Here is a 21,313-nt window from a genome sequence, read left to right as displayed (position 1 = left end):
GCCTGCCAGTTTGCATTTTCTGCGAAAAATAAAACCCAAAAATATAATTGGTTTTAATAAAGAAAATTATAATATATATAATAAAAATATTCCTTTTGATGGTTATCATAAACATATCAGCGCACGCTATTCACTTCTCATGGAGAATATGAAATTTAAAGGATACTCTATTGATTATGATTTATATATACCTGATAACATCAATACTCAGGTACTCAACTATCTTGAAGAACTCCCGGGTAAATATAATATTATTATCAATCCATTCACGGCTAGTGATAAAAGAGATCTTTCAGACTCGCAACTGCAAGACCTGGTGAACAAGCTTCATAAAAAATATAATCAAGTAAATATATTGGTAATAGGCCTTCCAGAGAGAATAAAAAATATTTCATTGCAAGGCATTTTCATACATCCAAATATGTCTATATATAGTGCAATGAGTTTAATCTATCATGCAAACTTGATTATTTCACCAGACACTTCCATCGTGCATATCGCCGCAGCATGGAAAAAACCCTTGGTAGCGCTTTATGGAAATGACAAGCACGGGATGTTTAATAATAACGATGTCTGGGGTCCTGGATACCCTGAAGCTATTCAAGTAACCACTCAAGACAAATATCACGCAATATCCACGATTTCAACTATTGAAATATTACAGGCTGTAGATACTGTTTTTTTTAAAGAGGATTAATATGTTAACCAACATATTGTTGATAAGTAAAAGAAAAATCACTCTATTAATTTTAGGGCTAATCTCAATTTCCTTAGTGTTAAATTTTATCAGCAGCTCCTGGGGTAGAGTTTTTTTCTTCGTTGCATCTTATCTTTCAATCGTGTCAATAATTTTACATTATAAAATAAAACCAACAAAAAACTTACTACTCCTTACCTGCGCGTTTATTCTGATCGGATTAAGTAAATATCTCTGGTTCTGTTTTGAATATATTGGAAATCCTGACTACAATAAATATAATTCATATTTCAATACCGGGCAAAGACTTATTTTGGGCGGGGTGATTTCCTATGCATTATTTTCCATGGTTGATAAACTCTCATACAGTAAAGCTAAAGTAATAGAATTAACTATTCTTGTCTCATTCTTCATTGCGACTATAATTGGTTTGGTGCAGGCAGTAAGAAGTCCGGGGCGGATAGACTTCTATTTGGGTTTTGCAACAGATAGTGCATATATGTATTCAACCCTATCTATTTGCTCAGTGATTTACTTGCAGCAATATAAATCATTGTTTTATCGGCTACTAACTGTTGCAGTATTGCTTGTATCACTATTCATGATATTTAAGACAGGCACTCGAAATATATTGATTAGCTATCCAATAATACTTACTATCTCTCTGCTGGTATGGAAAAAACATAGCTGGAGAAATATATTTTGGTGCGCGATTTTATTATCCGCAGCATTCGCCGCAGGTTATAATAACTATATTAAGCCGAAAATTAATGTGACGTTAAATGAAATTCAATCATATGAAGTAAATAACGGTAATTTTAACGGTTCGCTTACAGCCCGTCTTGCTATGTGGGCGGTTGGTTATGAAGCCTTTAAACATAACCCATTAAGCATGAGCCTTGAAAAAAGAGAAGATTTTTTCAAAAAAGAAGTCAATGAAACGAATAAAAATTCTTCTGCATTAGCATTTACACGGATACATTTGCACAATGAAATTATTGAAACAGCATCGCTGCAAGGCATTTTTGGCATCATCGCACTACTGCTTACCTATGCTTTATTATTAGCATGTTGCATACGTGATAAAAACAATGTTCTGCTTGGAGTTTCGTTGACAATCATTACAATCGGTTTGACGGACGTTGTATTTATTAGCCGTGAGCAGACCATATTCTTTTCTATTATTATTATTTTCGCTGCCCTACATCAGCATATAAAAAAGAAAGCTCAAGATAATAAATAAGAACGTCCCCCATCTTACTGTTTGGTTGTAAAAATAACCAGACAGCAAGATGGTCGTTGATAACATGCTATTCAGTATGTTTTATTTTTTCTTTCATAATACTCAGCCAGCGTCATTCCCACCGTTCTTTCAGCAAGCCAGGAAAATAACTTATCTAAATCCTTGTATAACTGCTCTATGTCCGCTTCATCTTTGAATGTTGGGCTACCACCGGGCATAAATTCCGACGAATGGAGCATAAACTCCACGTAGTCATTGCCCTCAGCTAATGTTTTTTCCGCAACTGCTATCATTTGCGCGGTATTTCCACCCGATGGGCGCAGCCAATTAACGGAAGGGCTGCGATATTTCCCACGAAGCCGGTCATAGCTTTGTTTAAAGCTATTCATTAACGGACCGTGCTTATATTGAATGCTCATCGGCACTTCGAGTAAATCTGAATGCCCTGGCTGGCTAATATTTCCCAAATCCATGAAATAAGCCTGGGTCGGGAAATGTTGATAATCCGTTCCACCATTGCCTGTTGGGGCGCCCTTAGCATTTCGCCAGTTAATCCTTGGGGTTACCGAACAATCTACCTTATAACCCAACTCTACCAAAAGTTTGGCGTAACGGCTATCAAATGCCCAACGCCCTGCCCTGTGGCTGATCATTTTTGTGCCGAAAGTTTCTTCCAACAGGGTGGTCATATAAACCACCTTCTCGCGCAGGACCTCATCAGGGTACTCAATCAGATAAGGCTGCCAACGCCAGTCATCACCGGTTAAATCATAATCAGGCGGGCTATTCCATGCATGTAAATGCATGCCAACTTCACCCTGGCCACGAGTAATTACATCCTTAGCAAATTCGATGTAATCCGGGTCGATAGCCATTTCATAATTTGTCAGCCAAACCGGTTTAAAACCATATTTCTCACACAATGCCTGGAAACGAGGTAAAAAACGGGCATTCTCAGTTTTGATTTGCCGGTGGTTTTGCCACAGATTATCGCCTTCGGTATCAATAGTAATGATGAATGCAGGTTTAGTCATTTCCGTCTCTGAGCTAACACGAGGTTTACATCATGTTACGCAGCCTGTCTGATTAGGGCAAACCGCTTGCGTTCAAATTTATGGCTTCTGAGCACAAATGTAGCAACCATACTCAAGGTCTATTAGAATCACCCTTTGGTTGATCACCTAAAGATGATAATGAATAACGCCTTGAATTCTCTCGCAAGCGAGCCACCTGCTCGCATTCTACTGATTAAGTTGCGCCATCATGGTGACATGCTGCTCACCACTCCAGTGATCAACTCATTACATCAGGCATGGCCACAGGCAGAAATTGATGTCCTGCTGTATGAAGAAACACGCGATATGCTTGCAGCTCATCCATTCATTCATCGTATTTATGGCATTGACCGTAAGTGGCGCAAACTCGGTACTCGCCAGCATTTATGCAAAGAGTGGCAGTTGCTCAAAACGCTGCGCGAGCAAAAATATACTTTGGTTATCAACCTTGCCGATCAGTGGCGTAGCGCCATTGTGACTCGTTTCACCGGCGCCCATTCACGCATCGGTTTCGATTTCAATAAACGCCGCGGGTGGCTCTGGCAGCATTGCCATACTCAGCTTGCTTCCGTGGCCGGTCATCAGGCACTGCACACCGTTGAACAAAACTTATCCATTCTTGCGCCCCTTGGCATACCTGGCAACAACAACGTCACGATGAGCTATCAGTCTGACGATTGGCAGACTGTGCAAACCAAACTGCAAAGCAAAGGGGTTGAAGGTTCATTTATCGTGGTGCAGCCTACATCCCGCTGGTTCTTCAAATGCTGGGATGAGAGCAAAATGGCGCAAACTATCACAGCGCTACAAAATGACGGCCATACTCTTATTTTGACTTCCGGTCCCGATAAGAATGAAAAAGCAATGATTGAGAAAATCCGCGCATTATGTCCGCCAGAACGCATTCATTCCCTCGCAGGTGAATTAACCCTGCGACAATTAGCTGCACTCATCGATCATGCTCGCCTTTTTATTGGTGTAGATTCGGTGCCCATGCATATGGCTGCCGCACTAAGAACGCCCTGCATCGCATTATTTGGCCCGTCAAAATTAACATTCTGGAGCCCGTGGGATGTCGTCGGTGACGTTATCTGGGCGGGTAACTTCGGTGAGCTTCCCGACCCAGATAAGATTGATACCAATACAAAAGAACGTTATCTCGATGCCATTCCGGTTGATGTTGTTGTGGCCGCAGCAAGGAAACAGTTGTTATGAAGCACTGCCGTCTGGCAATAGTCCGCCAAAAGTATCGCCCGGATGGAGGTGCGGAGCGTTTCGTTTCACGCGCACTTGAAGCATTAAGTGCCCATGACATGGAGCTCAACGTTATCACCCGGCAGTGGGAAGGCGAACGCCAGGATAACTGGCATATTCATATATGTGACCCAATGAAGCTTGGGCGAATCAGCCGTGAAAAAGGTTTTTCTGATGCAGCCAGGAAACTTTGGCAACGTGAAAATTTCGATATTGTTCAGAGCCATGAGCGCATTGCAGGGTGTGATATTTATCGGGCTGGTGATGGCGTCCATCGACGCTGGTTAATGCAGCGAGCCAGAATTTTGCCAGCCTGGCGTGGAAAGTGGTTGTTTTTGGACAGATATCACCGCTATGTCATGCAAGCTGAACGGGCTATGTACCAGGCTCCTGAGCTAAAAGCAGTCATCTGTAATGCCGAAATGGTGAAGCAAGAAATCATCGAAGATTTCTCTATACCTGCTAATAAGATACATGTCATCTATAATGCCATTGACTCCTCCCGCTTCGTTCCAGCGAGTGAAGAACTGAGGAACAAGCTACGCAATGAGATGGCTATCCCGCAAAATGCGGTGGCGCTGGTCTTTGTAGGATCGGGATTTGAGCGCAAAGGGCTTGCCAGTGCGATAAGAGCCATCGCGAATACCGATCGCTATCTTGTCGTTGTCGGACAGGATAAAGCCGATAAACAGTACCAGGAACTAGCACAGTCGTTGGGGTGCCTGAACCGAGTGCGGTTTATGGGAATGCAGAAAAACACACTACCTTTCTATCAAGCTGTTGATGGACTATTACTGCCAACGCTATATGATCCATTCCCTAATGTGATACTTGAAGCAATGGCATGTGGTTTACCGGTTATTACTTCGCACACCTGTGGTGGTGCTGAATTTATTACAACCGGACAAAACGGATACGTTTATGATGCACTCGATATCCCACGATTGTCAGAAGCGGTAATGGCAATACCATCGCGCTTTGTTGATGAAAGTATGGGGATATTTGCTCGTGAACGAGTCAAGGATGCGACACCGGAAAAACTTTCACAGCAACTTATTTCGCTGTACCAAAACATACTGGATTAGATGATGCGTATCCTAATGGTTATTGATGGTTTACCTGGCGGCGGTGCTGAAAAAACCGTTCTAACCTTATCGCAAGGTTTGGTGGGCATGGGCCATCAGGTTTCCGTATTTTCTCTGCGCCGCGTTTGTGACTACGAAATCCCTGAAGGCGTCGACTATCAAGTCATTCTGGATACCTGCAAAAAACCCTGGCGCAAGCTAACTGAGCTCTCTCGCCGTGCAGCTCTGCTCGATAGCACAGTTGAACAAGCGCAGAAAAAAGGGAATTTTGACCTCATCTTTTCGCATCTGCATAAAACCGATCGCATTGTTGCCCATACAAAATCTATACCACGTGAAAAGCTGTGGTATTGCGTGCATGGCATGTTCTCTTTCTCGTATCTCCAACATCGCCATGGCTTCTCCCGCTGGTTAAAACGCAAAAAAATTCAAAGTGTTTACCAGAATAGTAATGTCGTCGCTGTGTCTCAGGCGGTGCTACAAGATATTACTACGGGTTTTGACATTACCCTTACTAAGCAGACCGTCATACATAACCCATTCGACATTGACGGGATTCATTTACGAGCGAAAGAGCCATGTGAGATGGCAGATCAGGACTATCTCATTCATGTTGGTCGTTTCCATGAACATAAGCGCCATGATCGACTCATCAATGCCTATGCACTTAGTGAGATTCAGGCTCCATTGGTCTTGATGGGCAGCGGTAGCGAAGAACGCGTTGCCGATATTAAAGCAATGGCAGCTGCCGCAGGCGTTGCTGACCGCGTCATTATCAAATCATTCGTTCCGAATCCTTATCCGTGGATTGCCAATGCACGCATGCTGCTGTTGAGCTCAGATTGCGAAGGGTTTGGTAACGTATTAGTGGAAGCTCTTATTTGCCAGACACCTGCTGTCAGTACGCGCTGCCCGGGTGGGCCTGCGGAAATTCTTACAGAGGGGCTTGCACGCGGTCTTTCAGGTATGACTGCTCAGGAACTTGCGAATACCATGTTGGATATTTATAACAATCCGCCGATTATTGATTCCACGAAGATTGAGTCTTATAGCATTGGTGCCATCTGCCAGCAGTACTTGTCGCTGGCAGCAGAAGAAAGATAACGAAATTTTCAGGTAATTTTATGCCACAAAACCTACGTCCAATTCTTAGCGTTGTCGTTGCTGTTTATAACGGCGAACTTTTCCTGGCCAAATTTTTTGCCTGCCTTGAAGCTCAGAACATAAACAACATGGAAGTCATTATGGTGAACGATGGTTCAACCGATGGCTCGATGGCGATCATTGAAGCATGGCGCAGCAAATTCCCTGGTATGAAAGTTCTGGAGCAGGAAAACCAGGGCGTTTCGATTGCACGTAATACCGGACTTGCAGTGGCTACAGGCCAATACCTTTCCTTCCCGGACATTGATGACGACTTCAAGCCTGGCATGTACCGCCATCTGCTTGATTTAGCGTTGAAAAACAACCTGGATGTTGTCACCTGTAATGGTAATTACGTCTATGAAAATAATAAGAAACCTTCACGCCCAATTTTCCCGCAGGATAAACTTCAGTCTACTGATGTTCTGACAGGTCCACAGTGGCTGAAGCGCGCTCTGGATTCACGCAAGTTTCTGCATGTCACGTGGCTGAATCTGTATCGCCATGATTTTATTCGTGAACATGGATTTACGTTTGAACCTGGTTTGCGCCACCAGGATATTCCGTGGACAACAGAAGTGTTACTGGCCGCAGAACGTGTTCAATATACTGACGAGCAATACTACGATTACTATATTCATTCAGCCTCGGTTTCTCACAAACCCGATACTGATGACACGTTAATCCGCTCGGCTCGCCACTACATGAAAATTTTGGAAATGCTGGATGCTATTAACCAGCGCTATCCCGAAGCAGTCAAAAACATTCCAGCCTGCAACTGGCAAATTGCAAAAGAAGGCCTTGGGATTCTACATACTTTCAATAACATGAAAGATCCGCATAAAAAGAAGATGATCATCCAGGAGTTTTTTGATCGTGGCATCTGGCGCCTTATCTGGAAAAATGCCCGCGGTTTCCGCCTGCGCTGGCGCCTGGGTCGCCGTTATCTAAAACTGAAGAAAGCAACACGAGTACCTGGTTGAGAAGCATTTCTTTTACGGGTAGTGCTGACTACCCGTCATTTCTGCTACACAAACACAAACTGCTCCGAATATTAAGCAATGCCTCCGCGAAGTTACCAAAACAATAGCTTTAAGCTTCCCGAATGCTTAGAATTTGCCCGCCGATAATGAAAATACGGAAAATTCGCTTGGAATCGTTGTATACCGCCTTGTTCTATCTTATTCAGCCAATTGTATGGCTGCGACTATTACTCCGTAGCCGTAAAGCTCCCGCGTATCGTAAACGCTGGGCGGAACGCTACGGTTATTGCCGTGGAAAAGTGGAGCCCGATGGTATTCTTCTGCATTCAGTTTCCGTAGGTGAGACACTAGCGGCAATTCCGTTGGTGCGAGCCCTACGCCATCGTTACCCGACGATTCCGATCACCGTCACCACGATGACTCCGACCGGCTCTGAACGTGCTCAGTCAGCGTTTGGGCAAAACGTGCATCATGTCTATTTGCCTTACGATCTCCCCTGCGCAATGAAGCGCTTTTTCAACACTGTGCGCCCGAAATTGGTCATCGTGATGGAAACCGAGCTGTGGCCAAACATGATCAACGAATTACATAAACGTAAAATCCCGTTGGTCATTGCCAATGCCCGTCTCTCTGCCCGTTCGGCAAATGGATATAAAAAACTGGGTAATTTCACTCGTCGCCTGATGAGCAAAATCACGCTTATTGCTGCACAAAATGAAGAAGATGGCGGCCGTTTCATCGAACTAGGATTGAAACGCTCGCAACTGACGGTAACCGGCAGCCTGAAATTTGATATCTCTGTGACTCCAGAGCTTGCCGCACGTGCGATTACGCTACGCCGCCAGTGGGCTCCGCATCGCAAAGTCTGGATTGCTACCAGCACCCATGATGGTGAAGAGAGCATTATTCTTGATGCGCATCGCCAGTTACTGGCCAAATTCCCTGATTTATTACTCATTCTTGTCCCGCGCCACCCGGAACGTTTTAAAGACGCACGGGATATGGCTCAGAAAGCTGGTTTCAGTTACATCATGCGCAGCAGCGGAGAAAAACCGTCCAACAGCACGCAAGTGGTGATTGGCGATACGATGGGCGAGCTGATGATGCTGTACGGGATTGCCGATCTCGCCTTTGTTGGCGGCAGCCTGGTTGAGCGTGGTGGCCATAACCCGCTGGAACCCTCCGCTCATGCCATTCCGGTCTTGATGGGCCCACATACCTTCAATTTCAAAGACATATGCGCCAGATTGCAGAATGCTGATGGGCTGATAACCGTCACAGATGCCAATTCACTGGTCAATGAAATCACCACTTTGCTGACTGATGAAGATTATCGTCTTTACTACGGTCGCCATGCCGTTGAAGTGCTTCACCAGAATCAAGGCGCACTGCAACGCTTGCTACAATTACTGCAACCGTATCTGCCGCAACGGAGCCATTAATGCCCAATCGTTTGTCCGTCGTGATGATCGCTAAAAATGCGGCAGACGTATTACCAGAATGCCTGGCCTCAGTCTCATGGGCAGATGAGGTAGTGTTGCTGGATTCAGGAAGTACCGATTCTACCGTCGAGATAGCCCTTGAGGCAGGAGCAAAGGTTTTCATTAATGAAGACTGGCAGGGTTTTGGCAAACAGCGTCAGCTCGCACAGAACTACGCCAGTCACGATTATATTTTGATGATCGATACCGATGAGCGTGTCACACCTGAACTGGCTAGCACACTCAAAGCGGTACTAGAAAACCCTCAGCCAGATACTGTTTACAGTATTGCACGCCGCAACCTGTTCCTCGGGCGCTTTATGCGCCACAGCGGTTGGTATCCGGATCGTGTGACTCGCCTCTATGCCCGTTCACGCTATAGCTATAATGACAATCAGGTTCATGAATCTCTGGAAGCACCCGGCGCAAAAGTTGTCCCACTTAAAGGGGATTTGCTCCATTTGACCTGCCGTGATTTCGCAAGCTTCCAACGTAAACAGTTAAATTATGCGACCGCGTGGGCGCAAGAGCGTCATCAACGCGGCAAACGAGTCTCCATTGCAGGTATTTTCGGTCATACCTTCGGGGCATTTTGTAAAACTCTGTTGTTGCGCGCTGGTTTTCTCGATGGGAAGCAGGGCTGGTTACTTGCGGTCGTCAATGCACAATACACGTTTAACAAGTACGCTGAACTCTGGGCACTGAATCAAAGCTACACGGAAAACAAACCACTATGACCACCCGAGCGATTTACCCAGGCACGTTTGATCCCATTACCAATGGCCATCTGGATATCGTGACTCGCGGTGCGATGATGTTCGATACCTTAATTCTGGCGATTGCTAACAGCCCGCATAAAAAAACCCTGTTCACACTGGAAGAGAGAGTGCAGCTCGCACAAGCCGTTACAGCACATTTGCCGAATGTTGAAGTTGTCGGGTTTAGCGATTTAATGGCAAATTTTGCGAAGACCCAGCAGGCGAATGTCCTGGTCCGTGGACTACGCACAGCGGCTGATTTTGAATATGAGATGCAGCTGGCTCATATGAACCGCCACTTAATGCCAGAGCTTGAAAGCGTATTTCTGATGCCGTCGAAAGAGTGGTCTTTTGTCTCTTCATCGCTGGTAAAAGAAGTCGCCCGCCATCATGGTGATGTCGCTCATTTCCTGCCTGAACCAGTCTGCAAAGCGCTCCTGGAAAAGCTCAAACAGCCTTTATAGCATTCGAGTTGCATGATGACGGGTGATAATTAATGCTGGCAATGGCGGCAATAAAAAGTACTGCGTTGCCCATGTTTGCTGATAATAATTGGCGCGCCGCAAACCCGGCACGGTTCACCTGTCCGTCCGTAAACCTGTAACTCCTGAGCGAAATAGCCCGGTTTACCATCAGATTGAAGAAAATCTTTTAGCGTCGTGCCGCCCTGCTCAATGGAGCGAAGCAGCACCGCTTTTATCGTTTTAACCAGTAAATCACATTCTGTTTGAGACAATGACTGCGCAGCTCTGTCCGGATGGATTCCCGCAGCAAACAGCGATTCACTGGCATAAATGTTACCCACACCCACCACCAGTTTGTTATCCATCAACCACGGCTTAATAGCGATTTTCTTTTTCGCGGATTTTTCACGCAGATAATCAGCTGAAAACTCGTCGCTCAGCGGCTCTGGGCCAAGATGCGCCAGCACATTGCTACCTTCCAGCTCTTTCGCCCACAGCCACGCACCGAAACGGCGTGGATCGGTATAACGCAGGACTTTGCCGTTGCTCATAACCAAATCGACATGGTCGTGTTTTTCAGCGGGATAATCTTCAGGAAGAATGCGCAGGCTACCCGACATGCCAAGATGGATAATAATCCAGCCATCGGGAAGTTCGAGCAGCAGGTACTTAGCGCGACGCTGCACACTTAAAACGGGTTTATCACTCAGAGCATGGATTTCATCGGAGACAGGCCAACGCAGTCGACCATTACGCACGACAGCATGCAAGATGGTTTCACCAACCAGATGTGGCTCTATACCACGTCGGCTGGTTTCTACTTCAGGTAACTCAGGCATCAATCCTCCACACTCAAAGTCCTAAAACAAAAAAACCCCGCCGAAGCGAGGTTTTCATCAAAGATACTAAAATTATTTAATTTTAGCTTCTTTGTACAGTACGTGTTGACGGACAACTGGATCGAATTTTTTCAATTCCAATTTTTCCGGCTTAGTACGCTTGTTCTTCGTGGTGGTATAGAAGTGACCAGTACCAGCAGAAGAAACCAGCTTGATCTTCTCGCGAACACCTTTAGCCATGACTTAGTTCCTCTTAGTACTTCTCGCCACGGGTACGCATATCGGCCAAGACCGTTTCGATACCCTTCTTATCAATTACACGCATACCTTTAGCAGATACACGCAGTGTGACAAAACGCTTCTCGCTCTCAACCCAAAAACGGTGAGAGTGCAGGTTCGGCAGGAAACGGCGTTTGGTCGCGTTCATTGCGTGGGAACGGTTATTACCGGTCACCGGACGCTTGCCAGTAACTTGGCAGACTCGGGACATGTCTATTCTCCAAAAATCAAATTAGCTCGAGCTTCGTATAGGGTTATGGCGCCTCGTCAGGCCGCAAGCCTGGTCCCTGGCGGTTCAATGTGAACCACAGTGCCAGGCGCATAATGCCAAAACCCGAGATTCTCAAAGGTGGCGTAGTATACGCTGCATAACGCATGTGCTCAAGTCCCGAACAGACAAAGATCCCCAAGGATCGCGCAATTCGTCTTAAATCCACCCGCGTTCGGCAAAAGAAACGTACTCTCCACGGCCAATAACAAGGTGATCGAGCACTCGAATTTCCATAAACAGGCAAGCTTTTACGATACGTTCAGTAATAACACGATCAGCTTTACTCGGTTCTGCTCGACCAGACGGGTGATTATGCGCGAGTATTAGCGCCGCTGCATTGGATTTCATCGCTTCACGCACAATTTCTCTCGGATGAACCTCAACATGGTTCAATGTTCCCGAAAACATAGGGCAATGTTTAATCACCCGATGCTGATTATCCAAAAAAATAACCATAAAGATCTCACGTTCTGCTGTGGTCAGTTGGCTTTGGATGAAATCCCTTACGGAATCTGGCCCCTTGAGAGTTAATTCCTCAACACCACGAGAATAGTAATAACGCCTCGCAAGCTCAGCAATGGCATTCAACTGGGTGTATTTAGCGCTTCCGATACCTTTCACATCTTTGAATTGTGAATAATCAGCCGACAACAGCCGGCTTATTGAGCCAAACTGATGCAGTAAGTTTTGCGCAAATGCCATTACATTCGTGTTTCTGCAGCCAGTGCGTAAAAAAAGTGCCAGTAATTCCACATCAGATAATGAGCTAGCCCCAAATTTCAAAAGCTTTTCCCGCGGCATATCCGCTTTGTCTTGCCTCAATGAATCGTCCATCAGAACCTCCCTGCCCTTCGTTACCACTATTTTGCACAACTCAAGCAATACACACGATACGCAGATATTCTCCATGCGGGATGTCTCGCAAACTGCAAAAAGTCGATACCGAATGAGTGTGGTAAAATATTCAGATGACTGTGACTTCTGGTGGAAAAATCATGATTGGGCTTGCTGGCAAAAAAATTGTTCTGGGTGTGAGCGGCGGTATCGCTGCTTACAAAACACCAGAACTGGTACGCCGTCTGCGCGAACGCGGCGCTGAGGTTCGGGTAGTAATGACTGAGGCTGCCAAAGCCTTTATTACGCCACTGAGTTTACAAGCCGTGTCAGGTTATCCCGTTTCAGATAGCTTGTTAGACCCCGCAGCAGAAGCGGCTATGGGGCATATCGAATTAGGAAAATGGGCTGATTTAGTTATTCTTGCGCCGGCGACAGCTGATTTAATTGCCCGCATTACCGCAGGGATGGCAAATGACCTGGTGAGTACAATTTGCCTTGCGACACCCGCACCCGTTGCCGTTTTGCCAGCCATGAACCAACAAATGTATCGGGCAACAGCAACTCAGCACAATCTTGAGGTTTTATCTACGCGCGGCCTACTGATTTGGGGGCCTGATAGCGGCAGCCAAGCCTGTGGCGATGTCGGCCCTGGCCGTATGCTTGACCCGTTGACGATTGTCGAGATGGCAGCGCAACATTTTACTGTCATCAAAGATCTGCAACATCTTAATGTCATGATTACCGCAGGCCCGACTCGTGAACGCCTGGACCCGGTGCGTTACATCACCAACGATAGTTCGGGAAAAATGGGCTTCGCAATTGCGGCTGCAGCGGCAGCTCGTGGTGCAAATGTGACATTAATTTCCGGCCCTGTTTCTTTGCCTACCCCAGCATGGGTAAAACGCATTGATGTCACCACGGCCCTCGAAATGGAAGCCACGGTTCAACAACATGTCCAGGGGCAGCAAATTTTTGTTGGCTGTGCGGCTGTTGCAGACTATCGTGCCGCCGCAGTTGCTGAAGAAAAAATCAAAAAGCAAGGCGATGAAATCACAATAAAAATGATAAAAAACCCAGATATTGTCGCCGGCGTCGCAGCACTGTTAACTCATCGTCCTTATGTTGTTGGGTTTGCCGCCGAAACAAATAATGTGGAAGAATACGCCAGGCAAAAACGCGTGAGTAAAAACCTCGATCTGATTTGTGCGAACGATGTTTCACAAGAAGGTCAGGGATTTAACAGCGAAAACAATGCATTGCACCTTTTCTGGCAGGATGGAGATAAAGTCTTACCTCTTGAGCGTAAGGAACTCCTTGGCCATCTTTTACTGAACGAGATAGTTACCCGTTATGATGAAAAAAATCGACGTTAAGATTCTGGACCCACGCGTTGGCCAACAGTTCCCACTGCCGACTTATGCAACTTCCGGCTCTGCGGGTCTTGACCTCCGCGCATGTCTGGATGAGGCCGTAGAGCTTGCTCCGGGTGTCACCAAGCTGATACCAACCGGATTGGCTATTCATATCGCGGATGCATCTCTCGCGGCGGTGATTCTGCCTCGTTCAGGACTTGGTCATAAGCATGGCGTAGTGTTAGGCAACCTTGTTGGGCTGATAGACTCCGATTACCAGGGCCAGTTAATGGTTTCTGTCTGGAACCGTGGACAAGACCACTTCACCATTGAACCCGGCGAGCGCATTGCACAAATGGTGTTTGTGCCTGTCGTTCAAGCTGAATTCAATCTGGTTGAAGATTTCGACTCCAGTGACCGAGGTGAAGGCGGTTTCGGGCATTCTGGCCGCCAGTAACTTCATTTATACTCGTCACACTTCAAGTTGTGGGGGTGTTGGCTGCACTCACTTACCCCAGTCACTTACTAAAGTAAGCTCCTGAGGATAAGCTCTTTTGCCGCCTACCCACTACCTACAACTCGAATTATTTAGAGTATATAAACGTAACTCCACAGCGTAAAAAATGTGAAAAAACCGCAAATTTTAAGTTTGCGAGCGCTGTGTGGCTACTTGCCTGACAAGTGCGTTATTTCAGGGGTATTTTAGAACATGGCAGAAAAACAAACCGCGAAACGGAATCGTCGCGAAGAAATACTTCAGTCTCTGGCCCAAATGCTTGAATCCAGTGATGGAAGCCAACGAATTACCACCGCTAAGCTCGCGGCGACTGTTGGCGTTTCCGAAGCTGCACTTTATCGACATTTTCCTAGTAAAACGAAGATGTTCGATAGTCTTATCGAGTTTATTGAAGACAGTCTAATTACCCGTATCAATCTCATTTTGAAAGATGAGAAAGACACCCACTCTCGGTTACGTTTGATTGTTTTACTGATTCTCGGGTTTGGCGAACGCAACCCTGGTCTTACACGTATTCTCACCGGTCATGCGCTGATGTTTGAACAAGACCGCCTGCAAGGCCGCATCAACCAGCTCTTTGAGCGAATTGAAGTGCAGTTACGTCAGGTGATGCGCGAAAAGAAAATGCGTGAAGGCGAAGGGTTTGTCACTGATGAATCGCTGCTAGCAAGCCAACTTCTGGCCTTCTGCGAAGGGACATTATCGCGTTTTGTACGTAGCGAATTCCGCTATTTACCTACCGATGATTTTGATACCCGATGGCCACTGGTTGCCTCCCAGCTTCAGTAATTGAAGAGGGCCTTTTAAAGGCCCTTTTTCTTACACACCGTACTGAGTACGGTATTCCTGCACAGCCGCTAAATGCACAGCCATCTCAGGTTTTTCTTCCAGATATTCAACCAAGTCTTTCAGTGTGATGATTGAAATAACTTTGCAATGGTAATCACGCTCAACTTCCTGAATCGCTGATATCTCGCCACGGCCACGTTCCTGACGGTCCAAAGAAATTAGCACGCCAGCCAGCGATGCATTATTAGCGGCAATAATTTCCATGGATTCACGAATTGCAGTACCTGCGGTGATTACATCATCCACCAGCATTACACGCCCTTCCAGGGCGCTACCAACCAGATTGCCACCTTCACCATGATCTTTTGCTTCTTTGCGGTTAAAGCAATATGGCAGATCAAGCTCGTGATGTTCGGCCAACGCAACAGCGGTGGTCGTCGCGATTGGAATTCCTTTGTAAGCCGGCCCAAACAACAAATCAAACTCAATCCCGGAATCCACTAACGCGGCAGCATAAAAACGTCCCAACAGTGCCAGGTCGCGCCCGGTATTGAACAGCCCGGCATTGAAGAAATAAGGGCTGGTACGCCCGGATTTCAGCGTGAATTCGCCAAACTTAAGTACCTGCTTGTTAAGCGCAAACTCAATAAACTGGCGCTGATACGGTTTCATGGATTTGCTCCTTTGCATTTAATTTAGGCATTTACCCAAAATAATTCGAGTGGCATCAAGGTGAGCAGATGCAGCTTGAAATATAACAGGTATAAAAAAGGCGACTCTCAGAGTCGCCTAAAATCAATTTTCTAACGCCGCCTTCTGCGCCGTTACGATAGATTCAATTCCCCCTCGCGCCAGCGCCAATAGCGCCAGTAACTCTTCATGGGTGAACGGCTCGCCTTCAGCGGTGCCCTGAACCTCAATCATTCGGCCATCTTCCATCATCACGACGTTCATGTCGGTTTCTGCAGCAGAATCTTCAACATATTCCAGATCGCAAACAGCAGCACCATTAACGATACCAACTGAGACTGCAGCCACCATCCCTTTCATCGGGTTGGTTTTCAGCTTACCTGCGGCCACCAGCTTGTTCAGTGCATCAGCCAGAGCAACACAAGCACCAGTGATTGACGCTGTACGAGTACCGCCGTCTGCCTGCAGAACATCACAGTCCAGCGTGATGGTGTATTCACCCAGAACTTTCAAATCGACTGCTGCGCGAAGCGAGCGAGCAATCAGACGCTGAATCTCAAGAGTACGACCACCCTGCTTACCTTTTGCTGCCTCACGGAAGTTACGAGTATGCGTTGCACGAGGCAACATACCGTATTCTGCGGTGATCCAGCCCTGGCCCTGGCCTTTCAGAAAACGCGGAACACCTTCTTCAACAGTGGCGGTGCAAAGTACTTTTGTGTCACCGAACTCGACCAGCACGGAGCCTTCTGCGTGTTTGGTGTAATTACGGGTCAGGGTGACTGGACGCACTTGTTCGGCGCTACGACCTGATGGACGCATGGGGTTATCTCCGGGCTAAAACGAATGTGGCTGCGCATTATACGGACTTCACTCGCTTATTCCTATCCTGCAAGTCCAGGCATGGCTATAATCCCCACATCTATTACGCAATACGGTTACGAAATATGATCCGCAGTATGACCGCCTATGCCCGACGTGAAGTAAAAGGCGAATGGGGCAGCGCCTCCTGGGAGTTACGTTCGGTAAACCAACGCTATCTCGAAACTTATATTCGTATGCCGGAACAGTTCCGCAGCCTCGAACCAGTGGCTCGTGAGCGTATCCGCACCCGCTTAACCCGTGGAAAAATCGAATGTAACCTGCGTTTCGAACCTGATGCTCGCTCTCAAAGCTCTTTGCTGCTCAATGAAAAACTGGCTAAACAGCTAGTTGAAGCAGCTAACTGGGTGAAAATGCAAAGTGATGAAGGCGAAATCAATCCAGTTGATATTCTGCGCTGGCCAGGCGTGATGTCCGCTCAGGAACAAGATCTTGATGCCATCACCGCTGAAATTCTTGCAGCTCTTGATGGCGCACTGGATGACTTCATTGTTGCTCGTGAAACCGAAGGCGAAGCTCTGAAGGCGATGATTGAGCAACGTCTGCAAGGCGTCAGTGCTGAGGTCATCAATGTTCGAGCACAGATGCCTGAAGTTTTGAAATGGCAGCGTGAACGCCTGCTGGCAAAACTAGAAGATGCGCAAGTTCAGCTTGAAAACAACCGCCTTGAGCAAGAGCTGGTGTTGATGGCACAGCGTGTTGATGTCGCTGAAGAGTTGGATCGTCTCGAAGCGCACGTTAAAGAGACGTACAACATTCTGAAGAAAAAAGAAGCTGTTGGCCGTCGCCTCGACTTTATGATGCAGGAATTCAACCGCGAGTCGAACACTCTGGCATCAAAATCTATCAATTCAGATGTCACCAATTCAGCTATTGAATTGAAAGTTCTGATTGAGCAGATGCGTGAGCAGATTCAGAACATCGAGTGATGTTCACATTGCCTTTCTAAGCCCGCGTTATGCGGGCTTTTGTCATTTAAGTGACATTAAGCATCAATTTAAATAATCTACTTTAAATAGAAAAACCACAAAAACCCCCTACATTACTGCTAAAGAAAGCACTTAAGCATTAGTAAATGTAATCAAAATCGCTTCGCTTTAAAAAAACTCAATCGTGACATCGTTCACAAAACGTTACCCTCTCAGCGTTTTCACTGGGGGTATCAATGCTATTACATATTCTTTATTTAGTCGGGATTACTGCCGAAGCAATGACCGGCGCACTCGCAGCAGGCCGCCGCCGTATGGATACTTTCGGCGTCATCATTATTGCTACAGCAACTGCACTTGGCGGTGGGTCTGTGCGTGACATTCTGCTTGGGCACTACCCGTTAGGCTGGGTGAAACACCCTGAATACGTCGTGATTGTGGCCGTTGCCGCTGTACTCACCACCGTGTTTGCCCCTGTGATGCCCCATCTGCGCCGCCTTTTCCTGGTTCTCGACGCACTGGGATTGGTTGTCTTCTCTATCATCGGTGCACAAATCGCATTGGATATGGGTGAAGGCCCAATCATTGCCATTATTGCAGCCGTAGTGACCGGCGTATTTGGTGGTGTCCTGCGCGATATGTTCTGTAAACGTATCCCACTGGTTTTCCAGAAAGAGCTATATGCCGGCATCGCCTTTGCCTCAGCTGTTCTTTATATCGTTTTGCAGCACTATGTTTCGAACCAGGATGTGGTGATCATTTCCACACTTATCTTCGGATTCACTACACGTTTGCTGGCATTACGTCTGCGCCTTGGATTGCCAGTATTCCACTACAAACATGCAGATCACTGATCAATAAATCCCCGAATTCCTTGCTGTGTCAGAAAAGCCGCTAGTGCAGCTATTTGGGGATTATTGACAAACTCCACCAGCTTTTTTGCTCTTATAGAACCTACTCCCGGCAGCTTTTGCCAACTAAGCTCATCTCTGGCAACCAAATGTGACCATTGCGAATCGGGCATTATGGAGAGTACCGTCCTTGGTAGCGGCAAACCAAATGCCAGAAGCCATTGCCTGAAGGGTTGCTGCCGGGCTTGCAAGAATTGCTGCCACAGATGTGCAATTCTTGCCACAGACGTATCACTCATCTTAGACAAATCTTCCTGAGTGACTGCCAACCAGGAAAAGATATGTTCCAGGTTGAGGTTTTGTTGGAGCTGCTGCCACGAACGTACACTAACTCCGTTGATATTCAGTATTTCCGGGGAGCTTAACCACGTAAGACGAGCGATAAACTGCTCGCTGCACCAACTCTCAAAATAGAGGCAGCTCAGTGTTGTGGTCTTTTTTTCGGATGGAGGTTGTGGTTTATTCCGTGGATTAATGCGCCACACAACCTCGTCAAAACGAGGAATTCCCTGCCCGGCAAGGCTCACCATTACCTGATCACCTGCGGCAATATCCAACGCCTGCCATTTTCTAACTGAACCGATGTTTACTCGTTTAACCTGTTTATCATCAATCTGTAAAGGATGCAGATTAAGTACAACGGAGACTTTGCCCGTACGCCCCACAGTAAACTGAACGCTTTTAACTTCAGCAATTTGCTGTAACGGCGGATATTTCCATGCAACCACCCATCCAGCCTGTCCCGGAGCCCAGAGCTTTCCAGCAGGTTCACCCCCCTCTCGAACAACCACGCCATCTGTCACAAAGGGTAATGGGGTCGTAAACCATGACTCGCGTTGCTTCGATATCTCATCTATAGAATTAACGGACTTTGACCAGGTTTTAGTCAGCGGAAAACCGGCCTGAGCAAGCACGTTCATTTTCTGGTTCATTTGGATGGGACCGTCTGGCCAGGCCCATATAAAGATCCCCAACTCGTTGAGTAAAGCATTGTCCCCCTTGCGCATCATAGCGCCTGCGGCTTTTCCCCGGGCGTTAATGCTACCCATTGTTTTCTGTACATGATTATCCCTTTTCCAGAAGATCTCACCGTGAAGCACACTATTGGCAAGTGGGCCAGTCAGGGTTTTAGGGATGTCAGGAATCATTTTGGCTTTTGTTGTCCAATCCTGCCCTTTTTCACCATCACCCCGGCTCAGAAGTTGAACGAGCTGGCCTTGGTTATAAACCAATGTCACCGCCACACCATCAACTTTCGGTTGTACCCAAAGATCGGTTTTCCCCTTTACCCATGTTGCAACGGCTGCTCTGTCGGGGAGTTTTTTAACGCCAGTATGGGCAACGGGATGAAGCGCTTTACCCTGTGTGAATAGCCCAGGCTGTTGAGGTTCTTCTGCCGGGCTAAAACACCGCTGCCAATTATTGAACTGCCTGAGTAGGCCATCGTACGTAGCATCAGTGACGATACTGACGCCTTGCTGATAATAGGCTTGATCCCATTCCCCAAGCTTTTCTTTCAATGCCGCCATCTCCTGTTGAGCTTGCTCAGATGACCAGACCGGGCATGATGCTGACGCCATTGCGCTAAACAACCCCAGAACTCCGATAAACTTTGTTATCCACCTCATATGACCCTCCGTGTAGAAGCAAAGAGAGATATAACGCTAAGAAACACGCTGTGCGATTGGGTTTTAAAAAGGATGCGAGGAGCTTTCAGGGGTTTTTAATGTGTTGCAGTAATACGGCATGTTTTTTGGAAATCCTTGCGCAAAATGGCAGAAATATTGCCAAGGAACACGACAAATTCTCCGTGACACGTAGACGGCGTGTATAATAGGCCCGTATACGCATTTCTTTTTATGCTTACCGAATAAGTTAGAACTCATGGCTCAAGGCACGCTTTATATCGTTTCCGCCCCAAGTGGCGCGGGGAAATCCAGCCTCATCCAGGCTTTGTTAAAGACACAACCGCTGTATGACACGCAAGTTTCTATCTCCCATACCACCCGTGGTATTCGTCCGGGAGAGAAACATGGCGAGCACTATTTCTTTGTAGAAAAGGAAGAGTTTAAGCAGATGATTGCTGAAGACGCATTCCTTGAACACGCGGAAGTGTTTGGTAATTATTACGGCACTTCACGCCATGCCATTGAGCAAGTTTTGGCGACAGGTGTAGATGTTTTTCTGGATATCGACTGGCAAGGAGCTAAGCAGATTCGTGAGAAAATGCCGCAAGCTCGCAGTATTTTTATTCTGCCGCCGTCGAAAGACGAGTTAGACCGTCGCTTACGTGGCCGTGGGCAAGACAGTGAAGAAGTTATTACGAAGCGAATGGAGCAGGCTGTTGCAGAAATGAGCCATTACGCTGAATATGACTATTTAATCGTCAATGACGATTTTGACACCGCACTGTCAGATTTAAAAATTATCATTCGTGCCGAGCGTCTACGAATGGGTCGCCAAAAAGCGCGACATGACGCTTTAATCAGCAAACTATTGGCAGACTGAGCCTAGTTTCAGTATCATGCCCAGTCATTTCTTCATCTGTGGAGCATTTTAATTATGGCACGCGTAACTGTTCAGGACGCTGTTGAGAAAATTGGTAACCGTTTTGACCTGGTTCTGGTCGCCGCACGTCGCGCTCGTCAGATGCAAACTGGTGGTAAAGATCCACTAGTGCCTGAAGAAAACGATAAAACGACTGTAATCGCTCTGCGCGAAATCGAAGAAGGGTTGATCACCAACCAGATTCTCGATGTTCGTGATCGCCAGGAACAGCAAGAGCAGGAAGCCGCAGAACTGCAGGCTGTTACCGCTATTGCTGAAGGTCGTCGTTAATTAGCCTGCGGGTAGC

24 protein-coding genes are annotated in these 21,313 nt (G+C 46.8%); 16 read left to right on the top strand and 8 right to left on the bottom strand.

The window, feature by feature from the left end; translation table 11 throughout:
- Window positions 1-697: glycosyltransferase family 9 protein (locus M979_RS17910; RefSeq protein ID WP_167350283.1), on the top strand; the 697-nt coding region annotated here is incomplete at its 5' end.
- 1 nt (window position 698) lies between these two features.
- Complete coding sequence (locus M979_RS17905) at window positions 699-1,940, top strand: O-antigen ligase family protein (protein WP_064555929.1); 1,242 nt, start codon at window positions 699-701, stop codon at window positions 1,938-1,940.
- Window positions 1,941-2,011: 71 nt separating this feature from the next.
- Here M979_RS17905 and M979_RS17900 read toward each other — a convergent pair whose 3' ends face one another.
- The gene (locus M979_RS17900) at window positions 2,012-2,974 is read right to left on the bottom strand and encodes a polysaccharide deacetylase family protein (protein ID WP_064555928.1); all 963 of its coding nucleotides are present in this window, start codon (window positions 2,972-2,974) and stop codon (window positions 2,012-2,014) included.
- A gap of 159 nt (window positions 2,975-3,133) precedes the next feature.
- On the opposite strand from M979_RS17900, the gene rfaQ reads away from it, so the two are divergent.
- From rfaQ to coaD, 7 genes are all read left to right on the top strand, one after another.
- Window positions 3,134-4,210, top strand: coding sequence for a putative lipopolysaccharide heptosyltransferase III (gene rfaQ / locus M979_RS17895; RefSeq protein WP_425338134.1), 1,077 nt, complete (start codon window positions 3,134-3,136; stop codon window positions 4,208-4,210).
- Window positions 4,207-5,334: a glycosyltransferase family 4 protein gene (locus M979_RS17890; RefSeq protein ID WP_064555926.1), complete on the top strand. Its 1,128-nt coding sequence runs from the start codon at window positions 4,207-4,209 to the stop codon at window positions 5,332-5,334. The genes rfaQ and M979_RS17890 overlap by 4 nt, the downstream gene beginning before the upstream one ends.
- 3 nt (window positions 5,335-5,337) lie before the next feature.
- On the top strand, window positions 5,338-6,438 hold the full coding sequence (locus M979_RS17885; protein WP_064555931.1) for a glycosyltransferase: 1,101 nt from the start codon (window positions 5,338-5,340) through the stop codon (window positions 6,436-6,438).
- Window positions 6,439-6,458: 20 nt separating this feature from the next.
- Window positions 6,459-7,460 carry a glycosyltransferase gene (locus M979_RS17880; RefSeq protein ID WP_034461460.1) on the top strand — a complete coding sequence of 334 codons (1,002 nt, stop codon included), beginning with the start codon at window positions 6,459-6,461 and terminating at the stop codon, window positions 7,458-7,460.
- A 167-nt stretch (window positions 7,461-7,627) separates the two neighbouring features.
- Window positions 7,628-8,902, top strand: coding sequence for a lipid IV(A) 3-deoxy-D-manno-octulosonic acid transferase (waaA, locus tag M979_RS17875; protein ID WP_034461461.1), 1,275 nt, complete (start codon window positions 7,628-7,630; stop codon window positions 8,900-8,902).
- Window positions 8,902-9,678 (top strand): glycosyltransferase family 2 protein, encoded by a 777-nt coding sequence (locus M979_RS17870; RefSeq protein ID WP_064555925.1) that lies wholly within the window; start codon window positions 8,902-8,904, stop codon window positions 9,676-9,678. The genes waaA and M979_RS17870 overlap by 1 nt, the downstream gene beginning before the upstream one ends.
- Complete coding sequence (gene coaD, locus M979_RS17865; RefSeq protein WP_034461463.1) at window positions 9,675-10,163, top strand: pantetheine-phosphate adenylyltransferase; 489 nt, start codon at window positions 9,675-9,677, stop codon at window positions 10,161-10,163. Before M979_RS17870 ends, coaD begins: the two co-directional genes overlap by 4 nt.
- Window positions 10,164-10,192: 29 nt before the next feature.
- Here the strand turns inward: coaD and mutM are convergent, their stop codons facing one another.
- From mutM to radC, 4 genes are all read right to left on the bottom strand, one after another.
- Window positions 10,193-11,002 carry a bifunctional DNA-formamidopyrimidine glycosylase/DNA-(apurinic or apyrimidinic site) lyase gene (gene mutM, locus M979_RS17860; protein WP_034461464.1) on the bottom strand — a complete coding sequence of 270 codons (810 nt, stop codon included), beginning with the start codon at window positions 11,000-11,002 and terminating at the stop codon, window positions 10,193-10,195.
- Window positions 11,003-11,074: 72 nt separating this feature from the next.
- On the bottom strand, window positions 11,075-11,242 hold the full coding sequence (gene rpmG, locus M979_RS17855; protein WP_002208990.1) for a 50S ribosomal protein L33: 168 nt from the start codon (window positions 11,240-11,242) through the stop codon (window positions 11,075-11,077).
- A 13-nt stretch (window positions 11,243-11,255) separates the two neighbouring features.
- On the bottom strand, window positions 11,256-11,492 hold the full coding sequence (gene rpmB / locus M979_RS17850) for a 50S ribosomal protein L28 (protein WP_034461465.1): 237 nt from the start codon (window positions 11,490-11,492) through the stop codon (window positions 11,256-11,258).
- 216 nt (window positions 11,493-11,708) lie between these two features.
- Window positions 11,709-12,386: a RadC family protein gene (radC, locus tag M979_RS17845; protein WP_034461466.1), complete on the bottom strand. Its 678-nt coding sequence runs from the start codon at window positions 12,384-12,386 to the stop codon at window positions 11,709-11,711.
- Between the two features lie 164 nt (window positions 12,387-12,550).
- Here radC and coaBC point away from each other — a divergent pair, with 164 nt between their 5' ends.
- The 3 genes from coaBC to slmA all read left to right on the top strand — a co-directional run bounded on the left by coaBC (window position 12,551) and on the right by slmA (window position 15,047).
- Complete coding sequence (gene coaBC / locus M979_RS17840) at window positions 12,551-13,762, top strand: bifunctional phosphopantothenoylcysteine decarboxylase/phosphopantothenate--cysteine ligase CoaBC (protein WP_157093269.1); 1,212 nt, start codon at window positions 12,551-12,553, stop codon at window positions 13,760-13,762.
- Window positions 13,740-14,198, top strand: a complete 459-nt coding sequence (gene dut, locus M979_RS17835; protein WP_034461468.1) for a dUTP diphosphatase — start codon at window positions 13,740-13,742, stop codon at window positions 14,196-14,198. Before coaBC ends, dut begins: the two co-directional genes overlap by 23 nt.
- A gap of 252 nt (window positions 14,199-14,450) precedes the next feature.
- The gene (slmA, locus tag M979_RS17830) at window positions 14,451-15,047 is read left to right on the top strand and encodes a nucleoid occlusion factor SlmA (protein ID WP_034461469.1); all 597 of its coding nucleotides are present in this window, start codon (window positions 14,451-14,453) and stop codon (window positions 15,045-15,047) included.
- Window positions 15,048-15,077: 30 nt separating this feature from the next.
- On the opposite strand, the gene pyrE is transcribed toward slmA, so the two are convergent.
- Window positions 15,078-15,719, bottom strand: a complete 642-nt coding sequence (gene pyrE, locus M979_RS17825; RefSeq protein WP_064555923.1) for an orotate phosphoribosyltransferase — start codon at window positions 15,717-15,719, stop codon at window positions 15,078-15,080.
- A 123-nt stretch (window positions 15,720-15,842) separates the two neighbouring features.
- The gene (rph, locus tag M979_RS17820) at window positions 15,843-16,559 is read right to left on the bottom strand and encodes a ribonuclease PH (protein ID WP_034461471.1); all 717 of its coding nucleotides are present in this window, start codon (window positions 16,557-16,559) and stop codon (window positions 15,843-15,845) included.
- 125 nt (window positions 16,560-16,684) lie between these two features.
- Between rph and M979_RS17815 the strand changes: the two genes are divergently transcribed.
- Together M979_RS17815 and M979_RS17810 are read left to right on the top strand one after the other, a co-directional pair.
- Complete coding sequence (locus tag M979_RS17815; RefSeq protein ID WP_034461472.1) at window positions 16,685-17,548, top strand: YicC/YloC family endoribonuclease; 864 nt, start codon at window positions 16,685-16,687, stop codon at window positions 17,546-17,548.
- Window positions 17,549-17,784: 236 nt separating this feature from the next.
- Window positions 17,785-18,402: a trimeric intracellular cation channel family protein gene (locus M979_RS17810; protein ID WP_034461473.1), complete on the top strand. Its 618-nt coding sequence runs from the start codon at window positions 17,785-17,787 to the stop codon at window positions 18,400-18,402.
- Here the strand turns inward: M979_RS17810 and ligB are convergent.
- Window positions 18,396-20,087 carry an NAD-dependent DNA ligase LigB gene (gene ligB, locus M979_RS17805; RefSeq protein ID WP_064555922.1) on the bottom strand — a complete coding sequence of 564 codons (1,692 nt, stop codon included), beginning with the start codon at window positions 20,085-20,087 and terminating at the stop codon, window positions 18,396-18,398. The two genes, M979_RS17810 and ligB, sit on opposite strands and share 7 nt — an antisense overlap.
- 256 nt (window positions 20,088-20,343) lie before the next feature.
- On the opposite strand from ligB, the gene gmk reads away from it, so the two are divergent.
- Together gmk and rpoZ are read left to right on the top strand one after the other, a co-directional pair.
- Window positions 20,344-20,967, top strand: coding sequence for a guanylate kinase (gmk, locus tag M979_RS17800; RefSeq protein WP_034461475.1), 624 nt, complete (start codon window positions 20,344-20,346; stop codon window positions 20,965-20,967).
- 54 nt (window positions 20,968-21,021) lie between these two features.
- On the top strand, window positions 21,022-21,297 hold the full coding sequence (rpoZ, locus tag M979_RS17795) for a DNA-directed RNA polymerase subunit omega (RefSeq protein WP_034461476.1): 276 nt from the start codon (window positions 21,022-21,024) through the stop codon (window positions 21,295-21,297).
- Window positions 21,298-21,313 lie beyond the last annotated feature (16 nt).

Origin of the sequence: Buttiauxella noackiae ATCC 51607 (assembly GCF_001654865.1) — a bacterium.
GTDB classification, from domain to species: Bacteria; Pseudomonadota; Gammaproteobacteria; order Enterobacterales; family Enterobacteriaceae; genus Buttiauxella; species Buttiauxella noackiae.
This window is presented reverse-complemented; position numbering and strand designations above follow the sequence as displayed.

Excerpts from the sequence above, each read along its gene's own strand:
- M979_RS17905 (WP_064555929.1), top strand. The coding sequence starts at position 699 with ATGTTAACCAACATATTGTTGATAAGTAAAAGAAAAATCACTCTATTA.
- M979_RS17900 (WP_064555928.1), bottom strand. The coding sequence starts at position 2,974 with ATGACTAAACCTGCATTCATCATTACTATTGATACCGAAGGCGATAAT.
- rfaQ (WP_425338134.1), top strand. The coding sequence starts at position 3,134 with ATGAATAACGCCTTGAATTCTCTCGCAAGCGAGCCACCTGCTCGCATT.
- M979_RS17890 (WP_064555926.1), top strand. The coding sequence starts at position 4,207 with ATGAAGCACTGCCGTCTGGCAATAGTCCGCCAAAAGTATCGCCCGGAT.
- M979_RS17885 (WP_064555931.1), top strand. The coding sequence starts at position 5,338 with ATGCGTATCCTAATGGTTATTGATGGTTTACCTGGCGGCGGTGCTGAA.
- M979_RS17880 (WP_034461460.1), top strand. The coding sequence starts at position 6,459 with ATGCCACAAAACCTACGTCCAATTCTTAGCGTTGTCGTTGCTGTTTAT.
- M979_RS17870 (WP_064555925.1), top strand. The coding sequence starts at position 8,902 with ATGCCCAATCGTTTGTCCGTCGTGATGATCGCTAAAAATGCGGCAGAC.
- coaD (WP_034461463.1), top strand. The coding sequence starts at position 9,675 with ATGACCACCCGAGCGATTTACCCAGGCACGTTTGATCCCATTACCAAT.
- mutM (WP_034461464.1), bottom strand. The coding sequence starts at position 11,002 with ATGCCTGAGTTACCTGAAGTAGAAACCAGCCGACGTGGTATAGAGCCA.
- rpmG (WP_002208990.1), bottom strand. The coding sequence starts at position 11,242 with ATGGCTAAAGGTGTTCGCGAGAAGATCAAGCTGGTTTCTTCTGCTGGT.
- rpmB (WP_034461465.1), bottom strand. The coding sequence starts at position 11,492 with ATGTCCCGAGTCTGCCAAGTTACTGGCAAGCGTCCGGTGACCGGTAAT.
- radC (WP_034461466.1), bottom strand. The coding sequence starts at position 12,386 with ATGGACGATTCATTGAGGCAAGACAAAGCGGATATGCCGCGGGAAAAG.
- dut (WP_034461468.1), top strand. The coding sequence starts at position 13,740 with ATGATGAAAAAAATCGACGTTAAGATTCTGGACCCACGCGTTGGCCAA.
- slmA (WP_034461469.1), top strand. The coding sequence starts at position 14,451 with ATGGCAGAAAAACAAACCGCGAAACGGAATCGTCGCGAAGAAATACTT.
- pyrE (WP_064555923.1), bottom strand. The coding sequence starts at position 15,719 with ATGAAACCGTATCAGCGCCAGTTTATTGAGTTTGCGCTTAACAAGCAG.
- rph (WP_034461471.1), bottom strand. The coding sequence starts at position 16,559 with ATGCGTCCATCAGGTCGTAGCGCCGAACAAGTGCGTCCAGTCACCCTG.
- M979_RS17815 (WP_034461472.1), top strand. The coding sequence starts at position 16,685 with ATGATCCGCAGTATGACCGCCTATGCCCGACGTGAAGTAAAAGGCGAA.
- M979_RS17810 (WP_034461473.1), top strand. The coding sequence starts at position 17,785 with ATGCTATTACATATTCTTTATTTAGTCGGGATTACTGCCGAAGCAATG.
- ligB (WP_064555922.1), bottom strand. The coding sequence starts at position 20,087 with ATGAGGTGGATAACAAAGTTTATCGGAGTTCTGGGGTTGTTTAGCGCA.
- gmk (WP_034461475.1), top strand. The coding sequence starts at position 20,344 with ATGGCTCAAGGCACGCTTTATATCGTTTCCGCCCCAAGTGGCGCGGGG.
- rpoZ (WP_034461476.1), top strand. The coding sequence starts at position 21,022 with ATGGCACGCGTAACTGTTCAGGACGCTGTTGAGAAAATTGGTAACCGT.